This window comes from Pseudomonadota bacterium (assembly GCA_039024915.1).
Lineage (GTDB): Bacteria > Pseudomonadota > Alphaproteobacteria > Rhizobiales > MH13 > MH13.
This window is the reverse complement of record JBCCPK010000001.1, coordinates 407,191-425,909: the sequence shown is the minus strand read 5'-3', so window position 1 is coordinate 425,909 and position 18,719 is coordinate 407,191. Positions and strand designations below refer to the sequence as shown.

Below are 18,719 nucleotides of genomic sequence, written 5' to 3'. Positions count from 1 at the left end.
TTGCACAAAAAAAGTGAAGCCCGACTTAAGCCGTGTCGGAAATAGTCCGGCTCTATCGTGCAGATCAGGCTCGGGACGGATCAGCGAAACACGATAGTCTTGCTACCGTTGATCAGAATCCGCTGTTCGAGATGCGAACGAACGGCCCTCGCAAGGACTTGGCTTTCAACGTCGCGCCCGGCGGCGACGAACTCGGCAGAGGTCATGGCGTGGTCAACGCGGGTGACGTCCTGTTCGATAATTGGTCCCTCATCGAGGTCTGCCGTCACGTAGTGGGCCGTAGCCCCGATGAGCTTCACGCCACGCTCATGCGCCCGTTGATACGGCCGCGCACCCTTGAAGCTGGGCAGAAATGAGTGATGGATGTTGATGATCTTGCCCGCATGGCGCTCGGCAAGCTCCGGGGACAGTATCTGCATGTAGCGGGCGAGCACCACAAGGTCGACGCGCTCGGCTTCCATTAACGCTTCGAGCGTCGCCTCCTGCTCCAGCTTGTTGTGCGCCGAAATCGGAAGATGAACGAAGCAAATGCCTTCGGCTTCGACCCGCCTGCGCCACGTCTCGTGGTTTGAGACAACCGCAACCAGATCCATCTCCAGCTGCCCGACCTGCCAACGGTACAGCAGGTCATTGAGGCAGTGGCCGGTCTTTGAAACCATCAGGATGACCCGTGGCTTCTTCGAGACGTCGGTGACTTTGAACGTCATTCCATAGGCAGTCGCGACCGGTTCGAAGCCCCGGGCAAACGCTTCAGGTCCGTGCTGATCTGGCGGCGTCAGGCGAACCCGCATGAAAAAGCCGCCCGAACCTTGATCAAAAAACTGAGCGCTCTCGACGATGTTGCAGTCTTGCGCCGTAATTGATGCGCCGACAGCGCCGACGATACCTTTGCGATCGGCGCACGAAATCGTCAGGATCAGGTCGGAAACGGTCGGTGATGTCATGGTAGGATCAATTGAGTTGGTTTGGGCTCGGCGCGGGTTACCGGCCTGCGCGGTGGCCATCACAGGGCTGCGATCGGAAATTCTGTCTGTCTAGCCCAGAGTTGGCATGGTGAACTCCGGATCGGTCCGCATGCCGGTGGGCCAGCGCGCCGTGACCGTCTTCAGGCGCGTGTAGAAGCGAAAGCCTTCAGAACCATACATCGCGTGGTCGCCGAACATGGATGCTTTCCAGCCACCAAATGAATGAAAAGCCATCGGGACGGGGATCGGCACGTTGACGCCAACCATACCGACCTCGATCTCGTCGACGAAGCCGCGGGCAACATCGCCATCACGCGTAAAAACCGCCACACCGTTGGCGTAGCTATGCTCGTGGATCAGATCAACGGCGTCCTGGTAGCTGTTTCGTCGAGCAATCGAAAGAACGGGACCAAAGATCTCTTCCTTCCAGATCGACATGTCTGGCGTGACATGATCAATCAGCGTCCCGCCCATGTAGAAGCCATTTTCGTAGCCTTGTGCGGTCTGATTGAACGGGCGCCCATCGACAACAATCTTCGCGCCCTCTTGTTCGCCCTGATCCACATAACCCTTGACCTTCGCAAGGTGATCGGCGGTGACCAACGGGCCCATCTCGGCCTCGCGATCGGTGTGCGGCCCAATCTTGAGCGCTTCGATCTTAGGAGCGAGCCGTTCGACCAATGCGTCGGCGACCTGGTCGGTCACCGGGACCGCCACGGAGATCGCCATACAGCGCTCACCAGCAGAACCGAAAGCTGCACCCATCAGCGCTGAAGCCGCCATGTCCAGATCGGCATCGGGCATGATGACCATGTGGTTCTTGGCACCGCCCAATGCCTGGACCCGTTTCCCATTGGCTGTACCGGTGCTGTAGATGTACTGTGCGATAGGCGTCGAACCGACGAACGAAACAGCCTTGATGTCTGGATGCGTCAGAATTGCATCAACAGCGGGCTTGCCGCCATGCACGACATTAAAGACGCCGTCGGGAAGTCCCGCTTCCTTGAGCCAGGCCGCGAGGGTCATTGAGGCAGACGGGTCACGCTCGGATGGCTTGAGGACAAAAGTGTTGCCCGCCACCATGGCAATCGGGAACATCCAAAGCGGAACCATGGCTGGGAAATTGAACGGGGTGATGCCGGCGACAACGCCCAGCGGTTGGCGAAGACCATAGCTATCCACCCCCGACCCGACATTTTCAGAAAATTCGCCCTTCAGAAGATGGGGTGCTCCGACGGCAAATTCGACGACCTCTATGCCGCGCGTAACCTCCCCGAGTGCATCATCATGGGTCTTGCCGTGCTCGCGGGAGATCGTCTCAGCAAGCTCATCCATGCGATCCCATAAGATGGTCTTGAAGCGGTCGAGGATACGCGCACGCCGCAGAACTGGTGTTGATGCCCAGGCGGGAAAAGCTTTTTTCGCGGCAGCGACGGCAGCAGCCACTTCCCGCTCGCCGCCAAGCGCAACGTCGCTCGGGGTTTCGCCAGTCGCGGGATTGAAAACCGGCTGCGTTTCACCGGAGCTGGGTACCGGGGCTCCATCGATGAAGTGTGAGATTGATGTCATGGCGTCGGTGCTCCCGTTGGTCAATCGCGTCCATCAATTTGCGATCGCTTTTTTTCGGCTCACTAGCGAAGTTTCGCTGGTGTGAAAAGCGCTGTCGTTGCGGTCAAGGACGAACGGCAACCGCCTGGCCACCACTCAGCTGCACAAGGATGCGAAAGTTCCCGCCGGTGCCGTCTGCTGCCACGGGGCCTATGATCGTATTGGGCATCGCGATGCTCGCGAGCGAATCCACACGACCGGATGCGAACGTGACCAGTTCCAGTGCGGTCCGTCGCGTATTCGGCAAGATCAGGTCGGGCAGTCCATCCCCGTTGAGGTCGGCGAGGGCGGACAGCCGCATTTCGCGAGACCGGATCTCGTGGTTGGAAAAGCCCGAACGGGACAGGACGACGCGAGCGGATGTACCATCGAAGGTCAGCAGTTTGAGCACCCCGCCGATATGGGGCGTTTCGACATAAGCAATCTGCTGGCGACCGGTTCCGAGGAAGTCGGCGATCCCGGCGATGTTCAACCACCGGTTGGATCGACCGATGAAGGGCCCGGAAGCGATCTCGCGCAGCTCTCCGGATCGTACGCCAAAGAGCGCAACCGATCCGCCGCCCCGCGCGGAAGAACGAATGGTGACGACTTCCATGCGGCCATCACCATCAAGGTCTGCGATACGCGGTGTGCGGTCCTCGAAAACTTGATCGCCGGGAAGGGTAAGCCGCACCGTTTGACCGTTCCTCGTTCGGACAGTAAGGCTTGCCGCTTCGAGCGCATCCCCAAGAATGGCATGGCGGTAGCGGTCGGTGGGGTCTTCGTACCATGCACGCGCGACATCGCCTGAGCTGCGAGCGACGCAGCCATCAGGCAGACCGTTCGGGGCGCGCTCGCAACGCTCTGCGCCCAGAGCACGAGGCAAGGCGGCTAACGGCTCCACTTGCCATGCGGTCGCCGGAGAGACAGCGGCCAAAAAGACGCCAATCGCAACCGAAACAGCGCGCAGTTTGGCGATCATATCAGCAGCAGGATGAGCGTGGTGATGCCCCAGACCGTCATGAGGTAATGGGTCTGCTGGCTTGATTGGTGCGAAACCCAATAATGAAACCAGTTACCTCCTACCAGAAACGATCCCCAGATAATGATGAAACCAAGGGTGGCCCATCCAGCAAACAGGGTCGCGAACGAGACCGACGCTGCGCCCAACAGACCAAGGATGAGCAAACACGTCGCCGCAGCGAGAGCCAGTGCCACGACGCTCTCAACGATCACGACCGAGCGGAAGATCAGCTTGTGGATCGCAGGTGAGGTGATCGCGTTGCCTTTCACCTGCTCATAAATCTCGGGATATGTCTGCGACATGGACGTCATCGAAAACACATCCTGCACCAGGGCATAATTGACCTCTGGAGCGCGAATGTTTTCGTATGCACCGATAAGGAGCCAGCCAGCGAGAAGCCCCACCAGTATGCACTGAGCTGCCAATTCGAGTACCAACATAAAGGCTTCCTAATTTTTCAAGGCGCCTTCGTTGTCACGGTTGTTCGAGCTTGTCCACTCGCGTTTACGCAAGCGGGCGGGTTGCCCAAAGACATTGCCCGTATGATCCCCGCGTTAGCTCGCCAGAAGCTGGTCCGCGTTCGCATGAAGGTGACGGACAAGCTCCGGATCAAGGTCCAACCGCGCCGCAAGCATCGCCAGATAGCCTTTTTCTGCGGGCGCCTCATGATCGACCGCAATCAGGGAGGCGGCGTAGATCTCAACCTTGTGTTCTTCGGATTGCGCGGTTGCGGCGATGGCGCCCACGTCGAGAGGCTTGGCGAGCTCTTCCGCGATGAACGCCCGTTGATCGCCGGCCAGTTCAAGCTTGTCCAGCGCCGCAGAAATCCGTTGGCGCTCATCATCGGTGACGTGCCCATCGGCCTTCGCAGCTCCGATCATTGCGGCAATCAACGAATGGCTCAGCGCTTCCTGCTCGCTCCTGTCTTCAGGCATGAAAGCGGTCCCCGACGCATCTTCAATCGGCAGGGGTGCTCCCGACCCAGTAGGCGCTCCGCCGCCCCCGCCGGCTGGGGGAGAGTTCGGCGCCTGTGGGCCTGCTGGTGGCTGCCCCGCCTGATAGTCTCTCCATGCTTTGTAAGCGAGCCCGCCGATCAAAGCTGCGCCACCCATCTTCAGTGCACCCTTTGCGAGCTTCTTGGGTTTCTTGCCGCCCATGAGCAGCCCAACCAGACCGCCAGCCACCGCTCCTGTCGCCAGCCCGCCCTTGCCGGACAAAAGGCTGTCGAGGTTCAGCCCACCAATTTGCGGGGAGGTCTCTTGGGAACCACCCGCAGCACCCGGCTGCGCGTCGGCCTGCGACGAGCCGCCCGAGCCTGTGATGGAAGACAGATCAACCTGACCGAGAAACTGATCGAGAAGCGATTTGGCGTCGCGCATGGCAAGAGGTCCTTTGTTTGCGTCCGCCTCGATATGGTGGCTGCTTTTTGCTGATCAATGCGTTCGAACGGTTGGTTTCAAAAGGAAGACGGGCTCAAGTTGATCGTTTTTGATCGTTTTTGACGTTTTTTGGTGTTTATCGAGAAGCGATGATTGATTCTGGTCATCTTGCCTACGCAGTTGGACGTAGGGAGTGATCATGCTCAAAGAACGACGCCAAAAGCGCATCATGAGCTTGTTGTACCGGGACGGTCTCGTCGACCTGAACGAGCTTGCGCGCATCATGCCGGAAGTATCACGCGTCACGTTGCGCCGAGACATCAGCGAGCTGGCGGAAACTGGTGCGCTCAAACGCACCCATGGCGGCGCTATTCTCCACGATCGCGAGGCGCTCGGTCGTGTCGAGCCGGCAACGGATGCCAAAGTTCTGCCGATGCAGCCGTCCGGCCAGGAGCTTGCCGACATGGACGCGGTTGTACTGCCACCTCTGGAAGGAAGGGGAAGCGACGCTTTACGTCGCCAACTGGTCAGACGCGGAATCCCTTTTCTTGCCGAATCGGCACCGCAGCCAGGTGGCGTTTATCTGGGGCCGGACAACTTCAAGGCAGGACACGCCCTTGGCAGACTGGCCGGCCAATCGACGGTTTCAGACGAGGCGACAGTTCTGCTGGTTTGCCAACGGGACTTGGCAAACACCCGAGCAAGAGCTGACGGTTTTGCCGCTGGCTTCGAAGCCGCGTTTGGCGGACGCGTCACTTTCATGCGCGTCGATGGCAAGGGCGCCTATCGTTCAGCGTTACGCGTAGTAACTGAAGCGCTGGCCGCTTCGGAGGACGCAACGATCGGGTTCGGAGTGAACGACCATTCCGCTTTGGCCCTGATCGACGCGGCAGCGTCGGCCGACCGCTCGATGATGGTTTACGCCTGCGGCGGCGAAAGTCCGGGGTTCGTTGGCCGGTTGGCAGAAAATGGTCCGCTTCAAGCTGTGGCGGCCTTTTTTCCAGAGCTGGTCGGGACCTATGCGATTGATCTCATCGCCGATGCGATGCGCGGAGGGCAGCTCCCCACAGAGGCGTTGACGCCCCACGCCATCGTATCAGCGCAGACCCTTCAGGACTTCTACGTCGTGCAAGAGGGCAGTTGGCGGGTACGCGCGGACGTTGCCGACCAACTGCCCGATGCGCCGATGCGGTCCGCGCGGATCGGTGAGGTGGCCGGTCGAGTGGGCTTCATGCCTCACTACCCAGCCCATGATTGGTACCGGGCTATGGGCCAAGCGATCGCAAGCCGCTGCAAACTGCATGGCCTAACGCTTCTTACCGCGCCGCCCCATCAGGGAATTGCGGCCGAGTTGTCGCGTCTTCGCAGGCTTCTGGCACAGGCTGCTCTCCAGCGGATCGAACGCGACAGCACCATCATTTTGGGCGAGGGCGAAGCGACCTTGCTTCTCGCGGAGGCCATTCGCGCGCGCGCATTCGATGATCCGACGAGCTTGCGAGGCGTCACAGTCATCACCAACGCCCTTGATATTCTCTCCCGGCTCGAAGACGCCCCCGAGGTCAAAACCATTCTCACCAGTGGAGAGTATCAGGCCGCCGACCGCTGCCTTGTTGGACCCAGCGTCGGAGCCCTGTTTGAGCAGGTTCGGGCCGATATCGCATTTCTTTCCGTTGCCGGGATCTCTGCCGAGTTCGGGATATCCGCCGTTGACCAACGTCTCGCTCTGGCAGGTTCCCGCTTTGCCCAAGCTGCCAGGCGCACAATCGCACTGGCCGATCACACCTTGGTCGGAACAGATGCCAACCACCGCATCGCCCGGGCCGACGCCTTTGATGAACTGATCACCGATGATGGCGCCTTGCCAGGCGACCGTCAGCGGCTGCGTGCAGCCGGTATCGACGTCTTCGTTGCCGATGAGCCCGCCACCCCAGAAATCGGCCAGCCGCTCGCTCGCGCTGCCCGCTTCGCTTCTTAGAAACCACAAGGGAGGATAACCATGAAGAAGCTACTTCTCGCATCTGCCGCAGCCGGTGCCTTGTTCGCGTCCAACGCGGCCTTGGCTCAAGAGGTAACGCTGCAGTTTTGGGACAACCAGCAAACCGAAAGCGGCCTGTCGCAATTCCAGCAAGAGGCAGTTGATCGCTTCATGGCCGAGAACCCCGACATCGCCGTCGAGGTCACAACCATTCCTTACCCCGAATACCAGCAGCGGCTCCTAACCGCCGTTCAGGGCGGCAACGCCCCCGATATCGCCACCCTGGACCAGATCTGGGTCGGCGCTTTTGCGCAGGCCGGTGCTGTGGCGGATCTGTCAGATATGGCTGAGATGAGCGGTCTTGCGCGTGACCAGTTTTTCGGCGGCGCTTGGGATTCAGCAGTCTTCAATGACGGGCTGTTCGGCATCCCCTTCAATGTCGATGTCTGGCAGTTCTCGTTCTATAATCAGGACCTGCTCGACGCCGCGGGCGTCGATCCGGCAAGCCTGACCACCTTCGATGGGCTGCGCGCTGCTGCGGAAGCCATGACGGGCGACGGGCAGTTCGGGGTCGGGCTGTTTGGCCACCGTGGCGAAGACACCGTCGTCGTCGTCAACTCCTTCATCTTCTCGAACGGCGGTTCTGTATTGGCAGCCGATGGTTCTTGCGCCTTGAACGAAGCGCCTGCCGTCGAAGCGATGACCTATCTTCAGGATCTCGCGCAATTTGCACCGGACGGCATCCTCAACGCCAACTCCGGCACGATGCGCGAGCTGTTCCTCAACGGTTCGCTGGCCATCGAATTCTGGCCCGCGCTTGAGCAGCCGACCCTTCAGGCCTCCGACATCAATTGGGGCTTCGTGAACGGCACGGCTCCGGAGGGTATGACCGCTGTCGGCACGTTTGGTGGCTGGAACCTGGCGATCTTCGAGAGTTCCGAAAACAAGGAAGCGGCCTGGAAGTTCATCGAGTTCATGGTCCGTGAAGACGTCAATGGTGACGTGGTCGACCTCATCCCGGCGAATATGGCGGCCGCTGAAGCGTTCCTTGCAGAGAACCGCGAGGGTCCCGAAGCCATCATGGAGCATCTGGGTAACGCGCAAGCGCGCCCGCTTTCTGCGCGCTATCTCGAAGTCGCTGATATCCAGATGACGCTGTATCAGGACATCTTCTCGGGCGAGGATGTTCAAGCGTCGGCCGATGCGGCGTGCTCCGATATCGACGCGCTGAACTAGGTCACGACCGACCTTAAACTCCATCGATCTCGTGGTGGCGGACCCTCTCTGCCACTGCGTTCCAGCACCACAACCAACTTCGAAACCCACGCTCATGCTTCGTTCCGACCGCTGGCTGATTTGGCTGTTTCTGGCCCCATCGCTACTGCTCCTGGGCGTGTTTCTGTACTACCCGATGATCGGAACGGTCATTGAGAGCTTCTACGATACATCGTTCATTTCGCCTGATCCGCGGTTTGTCGGTACCGCAGTCTATGAGAAGGTTTTTGCCAGCCGTGATTTCCCGTCGGTCGTCTGGAACTCTGTTGTCTGGACGGTCGGCGTCGTGCTGCTGCAAAACCTGTTGGGCTTTGCGACAGCGTTGCTTTTGAACGAAAAGCTGCCCTTTCGCGGTCTGACACGAGCGCTTGTGCTGATGCCCTTCGTGCTCCCCGGGGTCGTGACCGCGATCCTGTGGCGCTTCATGTATGATCCGCAACTCGGTCTGATCAATTCGCTGATGATCCGGTTGGGCGCACTCGATGATAACGCCGCTTGGCTCGCATCCCCGGACACGGCGATGGCGGCGGTGATTTTTGTCGCCGTCTGGAAGGGCTTCCCGTTCTCCATGCTGATCTATCTGGCCGCTCTGCAGAACGTTGACAAAAGCCAGATTGAGGCGGCGACGCTCGACGGGGCGGGCCCTTGGCGGCGGCTTATCGACGTGACGATCCCTGCTATCAAGGACGTGGTTCTGGTCAACATCGTCCTGACATTGATCCTAACGTTCAACTACTTCGACATTGTCTGGGTGATGACGCGAGGCGGGCCACGGGACGCCACACACATCTTCCCGACCAAGATATTTGAGACGGGTTTCGGCCAGTTCCGCTTCGGCGAAGCGGCAACGTACGGCGTCGTCTCGATCGCCGTCCTTGCGCTGTTGGTGGCGCTCTACGTGCTTGTGCAGGTCAGTGCGAACAAGCGCAGGGCACTGGCATGACCCAGCCGTTCACCACTCGCCTCATCTTGATTGCATGCCAAGCGTTGCTCGCGCTCTTCGTGCTGCTGCCGTTCTTCTGGATGTTGTCGGTCTCGCTCAAGCCGCCGACTGAGCCGTTCGCGATCCCCGCACGTTTGTGGCCCCAGGATCCGACCTTCGCCAATTATGTTGAAGCCTTCCGGCCCGAGTTTCGGACGTACTTTCTCAATTCCCTCATTGTGTCTGGCGCTTCGGTCGCCATCACCGTCACGCTTGGCCTGCTCGCGGCCTATTCCTTCTCGCGCACCCAGCTTACGATCATCACCGCGCTTATGGCCGGTGTGGTGCTCGCACAGATGTTCCCGCATTCGGCGATCATCATTCCGATCTACAAACTGATGCGCGAAGCGGAGCTTCTGAACACGCATCTGTCGCTGATCATCGCTTATGTCTCCGTGACGCTGCCTGTGGCGATCTGGATGTTGCGCGGGTTCCTTCTGAAGCTGCCCATCTCGCTTGAAGAGGCTGCTGCGATCGACGGCGCAGGCCCGGTGCGCATCTTCTGGCAGGTTGTCGTCCCACTTGCGCGGCCCGGCATCATCGCGACAGCGGTCTACGTGCTGATCGTGACCTGGCAGGAATTCCTGTTTGCGCTGTCTTTCACGTCCACCCGCGAGATGCGGACGCTGCCCGTCGGGCTCAACGATTTCATTGGTCAATACGGCATTCGCTACGGCGAACTGATGGCTTCATCCGTTATGGTCTCGGTACCCGTTATAGCGGTCTTCTTCTTCCTCCAACGCTACTTCGTTGCTGGCCTGACAGCTGGCGCGGTCAAGGGTTAGCCTCATGGCACTCATTGAAAGTTCAGAGCTTCATCCTGGCGTCCGACAGCTTCTGTTCAACCGCCCCGACAAGCTCAACGCCCTATCAACAAACCTGATGGTGCAATTCGATGCCGCGCTGGACGCGGCGGCTGCAGACCCAAAGGTGCGGGTTCTGGTGCTGCGAGGCGCGGGCGGTAAGGCATTCGTTGCGGGTGCCGACATTGCGGAATATCAGGGCGACAAGCGCGCTGAATTCATCGCCTACCAAATGAATTCGCGCCGTGTGTTCGATAAACTCGAGGCACTCACAAAACCCGTCATCTGCGCCGTTGACGGTTTTGCGCTCGGCGGCGGTTTCGAGATCGCACTGTGCTGCGATATCCTCCTCGTATCCGAGGCGGCGCAGCTTGGCTTGCCCGAGGGGCGGCTTGGGCTCTCGCCGGGTGGCGGCGGCACGCAGCGCCTCGTGCGCGCGGTTGGCAAGTACGCCGCGTCCGACCTGATGCTCGCGGGCTGGCGCATGTCGGGACAGCGTGCTTATGAGCTTGGCGTCGCAGCGCAGTGCGTCCCTGCAGAAGAACTTTCCGAAGCGATCCTCACCCGTGCGCGAGCGTGCCTTAAAGTCGCGCCGCTGGCGCAGGCTGAAATGAAACGGTTGATGCGGGAAGGCTTTGATGCGCCGGTCGAGACTGCCAAAAGCTTTGAGCAGGAAGTGCTGTTCCGGCTTTACTCGACCCAGGACGGCCAGGAAGGCATCGACGCCTTCCTCGAAAAGCGCAGCCCCAAGTTTGAAGGAACCTGAGTGATGTCGGATCAAGAGTTCGAAGGCAAGGTCATCTGTATCACGGGAGCGGCCATGGGCATTGGCCAAGCCTGCGCAGAGGCCTTCGTGGCTCGTGGTGGGCGTGTCGTGATGGCTGATATCGACGCACCGGCCGGACAGTCAGCGGCGGATGTGTTGGGCGAGGCGGCGCGCTTCATCGAGGTTGATGTGCGCTCGATGGATGCGATGCGCGCGATGGCTGATTTGGCCGTCGAAGCGTTCGGAGGCATCGATATCGTCGTCAACAACGCCGCCCGCGCGCTGGGTGGCGTGGTGGATGAGATCGAGGAAGCGGATTGGCAAACCGTTATCGACACCAACCTGAATTCGGTCTGGCGCGGTATGCGTGTGTGCGTGCCCGAGATGCGCAAGCGCGGCGGCGGAGCGGTGGTCAATGTATCGTCGGTTCAAGGCCTGATCGGCTTCAAGGGCTGGCCGGCCTACGCAGCAGCCAAGGGCGGCATCAATGCGCTCACCAAACAAACAGCCGTCGATCTGGCGCCTCATAACATCCGGGTCAACGCGGTCGCGCCCGGCACCATCATGACACCGCTCAATCAGAAGCTGTTCGACAGCCTCGATGACCCCTCGGAGCTCATCGAGACGTGGAACAAGGCCCACCCCATCGGCCGTTTCGGCGAAGCTCGGGAAGTTGCTGATCTTGTCATCTATCTGGCATCGGAAAGGGCGAGCTTCGTCACCGGTGAAATCGTGCGGGTCGATGGCGGGCTCGCCATCCGAGGAGAATGAGCATGGAAGAGATTGCAACAGAGATCGGTGCGCTGAGCTTCGATCCGTCCGTGGGCAACATCCCGCGCCTCAATTTCCGCTGGCAGGGGAAGACGCTCACGCCCTTGCACCGCGCTGCGTGGACAGATGACGCCGATGCGCTCGCGGATGAAGCAGTGCCGCCGGTAGACCGTAAATTGGCGGGTGACTTTGTTTGTATGCCTTTCGGCAAGAGCGATGTGGAGGACGCACCTCAGCACGGATGGACGGCCAATAGCGCATGGGATGTCCACACGCGCCACCATGGTTGGCTGGAAGCCACGTTGAAGCGCCCCGTCATGGGCGCGCGCATCACCAAGAAGCTCAGCCTTAAGGCCAATGCACCCCTGCTGGTTCAGGTCCACACGATTGATGGCGGGGAGGGCGAACTAACCTTCGCCCATCACCCCATGATCGATGTATCCGGGGGGGCAAGGCTGACCTGTTCGGCCAAGCGCGTGGCGATGACCAATGATTTTGCGATTGTGCCGGGCCGCCACGCCTTTACGCTGGGTGAGAGCACCTCTGATCTGACCGCAATTCCGGGCAGCGATGGCGAAGCAATAAACCTTCACAAACTGCCCATCCCGGGGAGTGGCGAAGACTTCATCACCCTTGTCGATGAGGCATCCGAAGGGTTGGGCTGGACGGCGGTTATCCGTGAGCGTGAAGATGACATCGTCTTCGTGCTGAAGGATTTGCACGATCTTCCCATCACGATGCTTTGGCACTCCAACGGCGCACGGACAGACTTCCCGTGGAACGGGCGCAATCGGGGCGTCTTGGGGATCGAGGACGGTCGATCAGCGGCTGCTTCAGGCCATAAGGCGGCAATCGGCGACAATCCGATCAAGGCGCTTGGTGTGCCGACGACCTTCAAACTCGCAGAGAACAGGCGGACGACAATCCGCCACGTCATCGGCGCAATCCCGAACGCGCAAGGTTGGAACAGTGTCCAATCCATCGTGATGGAAAAGCACGCCATCGCCATCGAGGGCGATCACGGCGACACGGTTCGCGTGCCATTCCATGATTATCACCTGTTCGGCAGAGCCGCGCCGGGCAATGAGGCCAACCATGGCAACCGTTGAGCTGAAGGGCCTTGGCAAGCGCTTCGGCGGCTTCACCGCGCTCGAAAGCCTCGATCTGTCGATCGATGACGGCGAGTTTCTGGTCCTTCTGGGCCCTTCTGGGTGTGGAAAGTCGACCACGATGAGGCTTGTGGCGGGCCTCGAAGAGCCAACCCAAGGCGAGATTCTCATCGGCGGAAAGCGGGTCAATGAAGTCCCAGCGCGGCGTCGGGACCTGGCGATGGTCTTCCAGAACTACGCGCTTTACCCGCATATGACGGTGGGCGAAAATATCGGCTATCCGTTGAAGATCGCGCGGGTCGGCCAGGCCGAACGGCTGGAACGGGTGAAGGAGGCGGCCTCCAAGGTGGAGATGGATACGCTGCTTGCCAGGCGACCGGCCGAACTGTCTGGCGGCCAAAGACAACGAGTTGCCCTAGCGCGCGCAATCGTCCGTACTCCGAAGCTCTTCCTGATGGATGAGCCGCTGTCAAACCTCGACGCCAAGCTTCGGACGGTCATGCGCGCCGAACTCAAGCACCTTCAGCGCGAGCTGGGCACCACGACCATTTATGTGACCCACGATCAGGTCGAGGCGATGACGCTCGCGGATCGGATCGTCATCCTCAACGACGCCAAGATCCAGCAGATCGGAACCCCAGCAGAAATCTATGCGCGCCCGGCCAACACCTTCGTTGCGGGTTTTATCGGCTCCCCGCCCATGAACCTGCTCAGCGGCACCGTTGCGGAAGGCCGGTTCAATCATGTTGCAGGCTCGCTCGCGCTCGAAGCTGAAAGCGGCCCCACCGTGCTGGGCGTACGGCCCGAGGACGTCTCGGTCGTTGAGGCGTCTCAGGGCGACCTGACTGGGGTGATCTATTCGAGCGAACTGCTCGGCGACTGCGTGCTGCTGAACATCAAGGTCGGCGATACCCTTTTGGCGGCCAAAGTCGGCCCCGAAGAGGGCCGCGCCATGGACAGCGAGGTCGGCTTGCTGTTCCAGCCCGAAAAGCTGCACCTGTTTGACGCGCAGACCGGCGAGCGGCGCGCCTAACATGGCGGGCTTCCATTTCCATCGCGGGCAGACTCCGATCTTGCCAACCGAGCGGGCGACGATCCTGTTTGATGGGACATTCGCAGAGCCAAAACTGAGCCATCCAGAGGGTGTGGCCGTGGGTCCGGACGGTGCGATCTGGGCAGGCAATCAGGATGGCGACATCATTCGTGTCCAGCCTGATGGCACAGACTATGAGCGGGTCACGTCTACCGGCGGCTTTGCGCTGGGTTTGGCGTTCGACGGCGACCGAGCGCTGTTCGTCTGCGATGTCAAACACGCTGCTGTCTTCCGCTACGATCTCAATACAGGTGAGACAAGGCGCTTCACCGAGCAGGGTATCAAGATTCCAAACTACCCGGTTGTTGATCGCCAGCGCGGAAGGCTCTTCGTTTCCGACAGCCATGAATCCGGCGTGCCAGGGCCGGGTGTTTGGGCTTACGATCTGCAAAGCGGTGCAGGCGAACTCTGGTACGGCGGCCCCATGAACTTTGCCAACGGGCTCGCGATACGACCTGGGGAGGATGCGCTCTATGTTTGTGAAACCTTCGCGCCCTGTGTAACGCGCATACCGATCCATGGCGATGGGTCGGCGGGCCTTCCCGAGATCTTTGCCGGTGACCTGCCTGGCTTGCCTGATGGGCTTGCCTTTGATCGTGATGGCCGCCTTTTGATCTCCTGCTATGAGCCGTCCCGCATTTTGCGCGCATCGGCGGACGGCGGACGCGTCGATATCCTTATCGAGGACGTCACCGCCCACACTTTGTGCCATCCCACCAACATCGCTTTCGACGGCGACACGCTTTACACGGCCAACCTCGGCCGTTGGCACCTGACCAGAATCGCGATGGACACAGGCGCTGATCCGCTTTGGAAGGCGTCGGTATGACGTATCGAGGGCTGACTTGGGACCACCCGCGCGGCCGCGACCCTCTGGTCGCCGCGGCCGGACGGGTCAATAAGGGGCACAAGGAGCCACTCATCGAATGGCATACCCAACCGCTTGAGGGCTTCGAAAGCGCGCCAATTGATGCCCTGGCCCAGCATTACGATCTGCTGATCATCGACCATCCGCACGTTGGTAAAGCGGTCGCCAAGCGCTGCCTTATGGCTCTCGATACATGCTTCAGCCACGATCAGTTGGCGCTCTGGGAAAAGCAGAGCGTCGGCCCGTCGTTTGCGTCCTACAACTGGCCCGACGCATCTGGTACGCCGACGCAATGGGCGCTGCCGCTTGATGTTGCGACCCAGGTCATGGCCCGTCGTCCCGATCGATTGGCCGAGCCGCCGGCATCGTGGGACGACTTGGTGGCGGCCGCTCAGCAATACGCGGTTGCTCAATCGCTTGCAGGCCCGCACGCTTTTCTCACCCTGCTGTCGATGGTCGCCGCGTTCGGCGCAGTGCCGGGAGGCGAAGGGCTGTTTGCCGACGCGCCGGCGCTGCTCGCCCTTGAGACCATGCAGCAGCTCTACGCCCTTCGACCAGCTGGCTCAGAAGCACTCAACCCAATCGCGATGTGCGAAGCCATGGCCGACGGTTCGATCGATTGCGTTGGGCTGATCTTTGGCTACGTCAACTACGCGGATGCCCATTTGTCCAACGCGATTGCGTTCTCAAACTCGATCGGGGTTGGAGAGGCTGATACGGGGGGTGTGCTCGGCGGAACGGGACTTGCGATCTCTGCACGATGCACACCGAACAAGGACCTGCTGGACCATCTTGCCTGGCTCATGAAGGCGGACGTTCACACGACCATGATCCCGCGGCATGGCGGCCAACCCTCCGCACGTGTCGCATGGGAGGATGAAGGTCTCAACAGCCGATGGAACCGATTTTATGCGAACTGCCTGACGACGGCGGAGCGCGCCTGTGTGCGCCCGCGTTTCGATGGATACATTGCTTTCCAAACCATAGCTGCCGAGCGGATCAGGCAGGCGCTGAGGGCGCGGGAAGACCCCGAGCGCACGCTGGATACGCTTCGCGGGTTGTGGCGCGACGCCCGCAGCCATGCCGTTGGCCCGCTCCATCCCGCCCGCGCCGCCTGAAGTCTTTTGCAATCTGCCAACTCGATGTTTGAGCCAATGACCGACAAAGCCCTGTCCCACATCACCATCCTCGATTTCTCCCATCTTTTGCAGGGGCCGTTTGCCACACAGCTGCTTGCCGATGCCGGCGCGAACGTCATCAAGATCGAGCGCCCCGGCGCTGGCGATCTGTTCCGGTCGCTGACCTTTCGCAACAAGTGGGTGGGCGGCAGCGAGAGCCCGAATTTTCTCGCCTGGAACCGCAACAAACGCTCGCTTGCACTCAACCTCAAGGCGCCCGAGGCGCGTGATGCGATCATGAAACTGGCGGAGACGGCGGATGTGGTCGTGCAGAATTTCCGCCCCGGCGTTATGGCGCGACTCGGCTATGGCTATGAGGATTTCAAGGCCGTAAACCCCGGCATCGTCTACTGCTCGGGATCGGGCTATGGCGAGGATGGCCCCTATGTTTCCCGGCCCGGCCAGGACATGCTGGTACAGGGCCTGACAGGCATCATGGCCGCCACCGGCCAGGCCGATCAGCCGCCGACGCCCGTTGGCGCGGGCTTCTCAGATCAGGTCGGTGCGATGAACATGGTCTACGGTATCCTGTCGGCGCTTTTGTACCGCGAGCGCACGGGGAAAGGTCAGGAGGTGAAGATTAACCTCCTCGCCGGGATGCTCGCCCACCAGAACCAGGAAATGGTTATGGCGATGAACTTCGACGAGGATTTCGAGCGCCCCCATTCCGGCATTGGCCACCCGGGTATGGACGCGCCGTTCGGAACCTACCCGACCTCAGATGGTTGGGTGACGATCGCGATGAGCCCGTTCAAGACGCTGGTGCGCGTTCTCGGCAACGATGATTTGCTCGCCTACGATGATGCTGAAACGCTGTTCGCCAAGCGCGATGAGGTCTGGCGCAAGATCGCGGCGGAAACCGGCAAGTGGACCACCGACGAATTGATGGACGCGATGCTGGCCGCCGATATCTGGTGCGGCGAGGTCAAGAGCCATCTTGAAGCCGCCGCCGATCCGCAGGTGCAGCATCTCGGACTGATCCAGACCTATGATCACCCGACCGCCGGAAATGTGAAGGTGGTCGGGCCGTCAGTGAGCTTCAGCGAGACACCTGCCTCGATTGAAAAACCAGCGCCGCTTGTCGGTCAGCACACCCGGGAGATTCTTGCGGAGTTGGGCTATCAAAACGATGCGATCGAAGCGCTGATCGCAAGCGGTGCCGCCGGCGAACAGACCGCGTGAGAAAGCAGAAATGCGGGCGGGCCACCTTACGCGCCGATAGCACTTGCATCGCAGCGAAACTTACTGGCGCGCACGGTAGGGAGCTGACCCCTCAGCGATTGTTGGCTTTACGCCAGGCGGCGAAATCCGCCTCGTGCCGATCATCGGTCGCTGGATACAAACCGATAATGGTTTCGCCGGCCTTCACCTTTTCGAGCACGAAATCCTCATAGACCGTCATCTCGGCGGCTTCCTCGGCGATCTCTTCGGCGAGGTGCGCAGGCAATACGATAACGCTGTCCGCGTCGCCCACCAGGATGTCGCCCGGGAAGACCGGCGCATCGCCACAGCCGATGGGCACATTCATATCGATCGCCTCATTGAGGGTCAGGTTGGTCGGCGACGATGGCCTCTGGTGGTAAGCGGGCATATCGATCTGACCAATCGTCAACGCATCTCGAAACCCGCCATCGGTCACGATACCCTCGACCCCGCGCGCGGCGAGGCGATTGACAAGAATGTCCCCGGCAGACGCCGCGCGTGCGTCTTTGCGGCTGTCCATCACCAGCACATGACCGGTAGGACATGTCTCAATCGCGAAGCGTTGCGGATGTTTCGGATTGCGGAATTCAGCGACGGTATTGCGGTCCTCGCGGGCTGGCATATACCGGAGCGTGAAAGCCGGTCCAACCATGTTGCGGCCGATGTAACGAACGGGCCGGACGTCCTGGATCGTCTGGTTTCGCAGGCCGCGCTTGAACAGGATCGTCGCGAGCGTTGCGACCGAGACGTGGCGGAGTTTTTCAATAGCCTCGGTCGAGACGGTTACGGTCGCATGATCTATCATCAACTTGCCTTTCGTTCGGCGGGCAACAAGCCGTTGGATTGGAGAAACGCCTCCAACCGGTCCAACTGGTTGGGGGTTAGCGGCCAGGCTCCCGGAGGGCGTACGCCCCCGCAATCCTCGCCCATGAGCGCTAGCGCAGCCTTGACCCCGGCGACATTCGCGCCGCCCTGTTCCTCGGCGCGGATATCTTCGAACACCTGCATTTCGGCTATGAGCGCGCGCGCTTCCGTGAGCCGGTCCGCTTCAAGCGCGTTCCAGATCGCCACCGACCGTTCGGGCCAGACATTGATCAGCCCGGAGGTGAAGCCGCGTGCGCCGACCGCGTAAAGTGGCGGTGCCCAGACTTCGGCGAGACCGCCGACCCAGATAATGTGGCCCGGCGAGACGTCGATAGCCTTTTTCAAGTGCATCGGGTTCGGCGTTGCCCACTTGACGGCGACCACCTTCGGCGCGCTGCACAGATCGGCGATGGCCGAAATTCCGATACCATCATTGCGAAGGTAAAGGACCAGGGGCAGGCTTGGCGCTGCGCGTGAGACTTCTTCGACATAGGCGCGAATGCCGCGCGGCGCGACGAAGGGGTCGGGCGGCTGATGGACCATGAGCGCAGACGCGCCTGCCTTCTCCGACGCCTCCGCCAGTCGGCAAGCATCCGGCAGCGCGCGGCCGACGCCCGCGACCAGCGGACACCGGCCCGCGATATGCTGGGCCGCCGACTGGACCATCGCCAGCGCCTCATCGGTGGTCAACGAATAGAATTCGCCCGTGTTGCCATTGGCCGTCAGTACGTGCACGCCAGCCGCGAGCGCCCGCTCGACAATCGGCGCTTGGCGTTCCGGCGCCAGCTTGCCCGCGGCATCGAATGGCGTCGCCAGAATGCCCGACACGCCGCCCAGTGCCGTCTTTAGATCCTGCATCCCTGTCCCCCGGTTCACC

At 60.8% G+C, this 18,719-nt stretch carries 18 protein-coding genes; 11 read left to right on the top strand and 7 right to left on the bottom strand.

From position 1 onward, the window contains the following. Positions 1–80: 80 nt before the first annotated feature. The 5 genes from purU to AAF739_02005 form a co-directional block, all read right to left on the bottom strand. Complete coding sequence (gene purU, locus AAF739_02025) at positions 81–944, bottom strand: formyltetrahydrofolate deformylase (GenBank protein MEM6381424.1); 864 nt, start codon at positions 942–944, stop codon at positions 81–83. 90 nt (positions 945–1,034) lie between these two features. Further along, positions 1,035–2,534, bottom strand: a complete 1,500-nt coding sequence (locus AAF739_02020; GenBank protein ID MEM6381423.1) for a CoA-acylating methylmalonate-semialdehyde dehydrogenase — start codon at positions 2,532–2,534, stop codon at positions 1,035–1,037. 103 nt (positions 2,535–2,637) lie between these two features. Then, the gene (locus tag AAF739_02015) at positions 2,638–3,534 is read right to left on the bottom strand and encodes a hypothetical protein (GenBank protein MEM6381422.1); all 897 of its coding nucleotides are present in this window, start codon (positions 3,532–3,534) and stop codon (positions 2,638–2,640) included. Continuing rightward, positions 3,531–4,016, bottom strand: a complete 486-nt coding sequence (locus tag AAF739_02010) for a DUF2165 family protein (GenBank protein MEM6381421.1) — start codon at positions 4,014–4,016, stop codon at positions 3,531–3,533. The genes AAF739_02015 and AAF739_02010 overlap by 4 nt, the downstream gene beginning before the upstream one ends. A 114-nt stretch (positions 4,017–4,130) precedes the next feature. After that, the gene (locus AAF739_02005) at positions 4,131–4,955 is read right to left on the bottom strand and encodes a tellurite resistance TerB family protein (protein ID MEM6381420.1); all 825 of its coding nucleotides are present in this window, start codon (positions 4,953–4,955) and stop codon (positions 4,131–4,133) included. Between the two features lie 199 nt (positions 4,956–5,154). On the opposite strand from AAF739_02005, the gene AAF739_02000 reads away from it, so the two are divergent. The 11 genes from AAF739_02000 to AAF739_01950 all read left to right on the top strand — a co-directional run bounded on the left by AAF739_02000 (position 5,155) and on the right by AAF739_01950 (position 16,957). Further along, the gene (locus tag AAF739_02000; protein ID MEM6381419.1) at positions 5,155–6,930 is read left to right on the top strand and encodes a substrate-binding domain-containing protein; all 1,776 of its coding nucleotides are present in this window, start codon (positions 5,155–5,157) and stop codon (positions 6,928–6,930) included. A gap of 21 nt (positions 6,931–6,951) precedes the next feature. Next, positions 6,952–8,166, top strand: a complete 1,215-nt coding sequence (locus AAF739_01995; GenBank protein ID MEM6381418.1) for a sugar ABC transporter substrate-binding protein — start codon at positions 6,952–6,954, stop codon at positions 8,164–8,166. Between the two features lie 94 nt (positions 8,167–8,260). After that, positions 8,261–9,148: a sugar ABC transporter permease gene (locus AAF739_01990; GenBank protein MEM6381417.1), complete on the top strand. Its 888-nt coding sequence runs from the start codon at positions 8,261–8,263 to the stop codon at positions 9,146–9,148. Further along, positions 9,145–9,972, top strand: a complete 828-nt coding sequence (locus AAF739_01985) for a carbohydrate ABC transporter permease (protein MEM6381416.1) — start codon at positions 9,145–9,147, stop codon at positions 9,970–9,972. The genes AAF739_01990 and AAF739_01985 overlap by 4 nt, the downstream gene beginning before the upstream one ends. Positions 9,973–9,976: 4 nt before the next feature. Next, positions 9,977–10,756, top strand: coding sequence for an enoyl-CoA hydratase/isomerase family protein (locus AAF739_01980; GenBank protein MEM6381415.1), 780 nt, complete (start codon positions 9,977–9,979; stop codon positions 10,754–10,756). A gap of 3 nt (positions 10,757–10,759) precedes the next feature. Next, positions 10,760–11,527: an SDR family NAD(P)-dependent oxidoreductase gene (locus AAF739_01975; GenBank protein ID MEM6381414.1), complete on the top strand. Its 768-nt coding sequence runs from the start codon at positions 10,760–10,762 to the stop codon at positions 11,525–11,527. 2 nt (positions 11,528–11,529) lie between these two features. Next, on the top strand, positions 11,530–12,636 hold the full coding sequence (locus AAF739_01970) for a hypothetical protein (protein MEM6381413.1): 1,107 nt from the start codon (positions 11,530–11,532) through the stop codon (positions 12,634–12,636). After that, a complete protein-coding gene (locus AAF739_01965) occupies positions 12,623–13,669 on the top strand; it encodes an ABC transporter ATP-binding protein (GenBank protein MEM6381412.1) in 1,047 nt (348 codons plus the stop codon). The genes AAF739_01970 and AAF739_01965 overlap by 14 nt, the downstream gene beginning before the upstream one ends. A gap of 1 nt (position 13,670) precedes the next feature. After that, the gene (locus tag AAF739_01960; GenBank protein ID MEM6381411.1) at positions 13,671–14,558 is read left to right on the top strand and encodes an SMP-30/gluconolactonase/LRE family protein; all 888 of its coding nucleotides are present in this window, start codon (positions 13,671–13,673) and stop codon (positions 14,556–14,558) included. Continuing rightward, the gene (locus AAF739_01955) at positions 14,555–15,715 is read left to right on the top strand and encodes an extracellular solute-binding protein (GenBank protein MEM6381410.1); all 1,161 of its coding nucleotides are present in this window, start codon (positions 14,555–14,557) and stop codon (positions 15,713–15,715) included. The genes AAF739_01960 and AAF739_01955 overlap by 4 nt, the downstream gene beginning before the upstream one ends. Before the next feature lie 36 nt (positions 15,716–15,751). Continuing rightward, entirely contained in the window at positions 15,752–16,957 is a 1,206-nt protein-coding gene (locus tag AAF739_01950) for a CaiB/BaiF CoA-transferase family protein (protein MEM6381409.1), read from the top strand. Positions 16,958–17,048: 91 nt separating this feature from the next. Here AAF739_01950 and AAF739_01945 read toward each other — a convergent pair whose 3' ends face one another. Together AAF739_01945 and AAF739_01940 are read right to left on the bottom strand one after the other, a co-directional pair. Beyond that, positions 17,049–17,783, bottom strand: a complete 735-nt coding sequence (locus AAF739_01945; GenBank protein ID MEM6381408.1) for a ribonuclease activity regulator RraA — start codon at positions 17,781–17,783, stop codon at positions 17,049–17,051. Beyond that, the gene (locus tag AAF739_01940; GenBank protein ID MEM6381407.1) at positions 17,783–18,700 is read right to left on the bottom strand and encodes a dihydrodipicolinate synthase family protein; all 918 of its coding nucleotides are present in this window, start codon (positions 18,698–18,700) and stop codon (positions 17,783–17,785) included. Before AAF739_01940 ends, AAF739_01945 begins: the two co-directional genes overlap by 1 nt. Positions 18,701–18,719 lie beyond the last annotated feature (19 nt).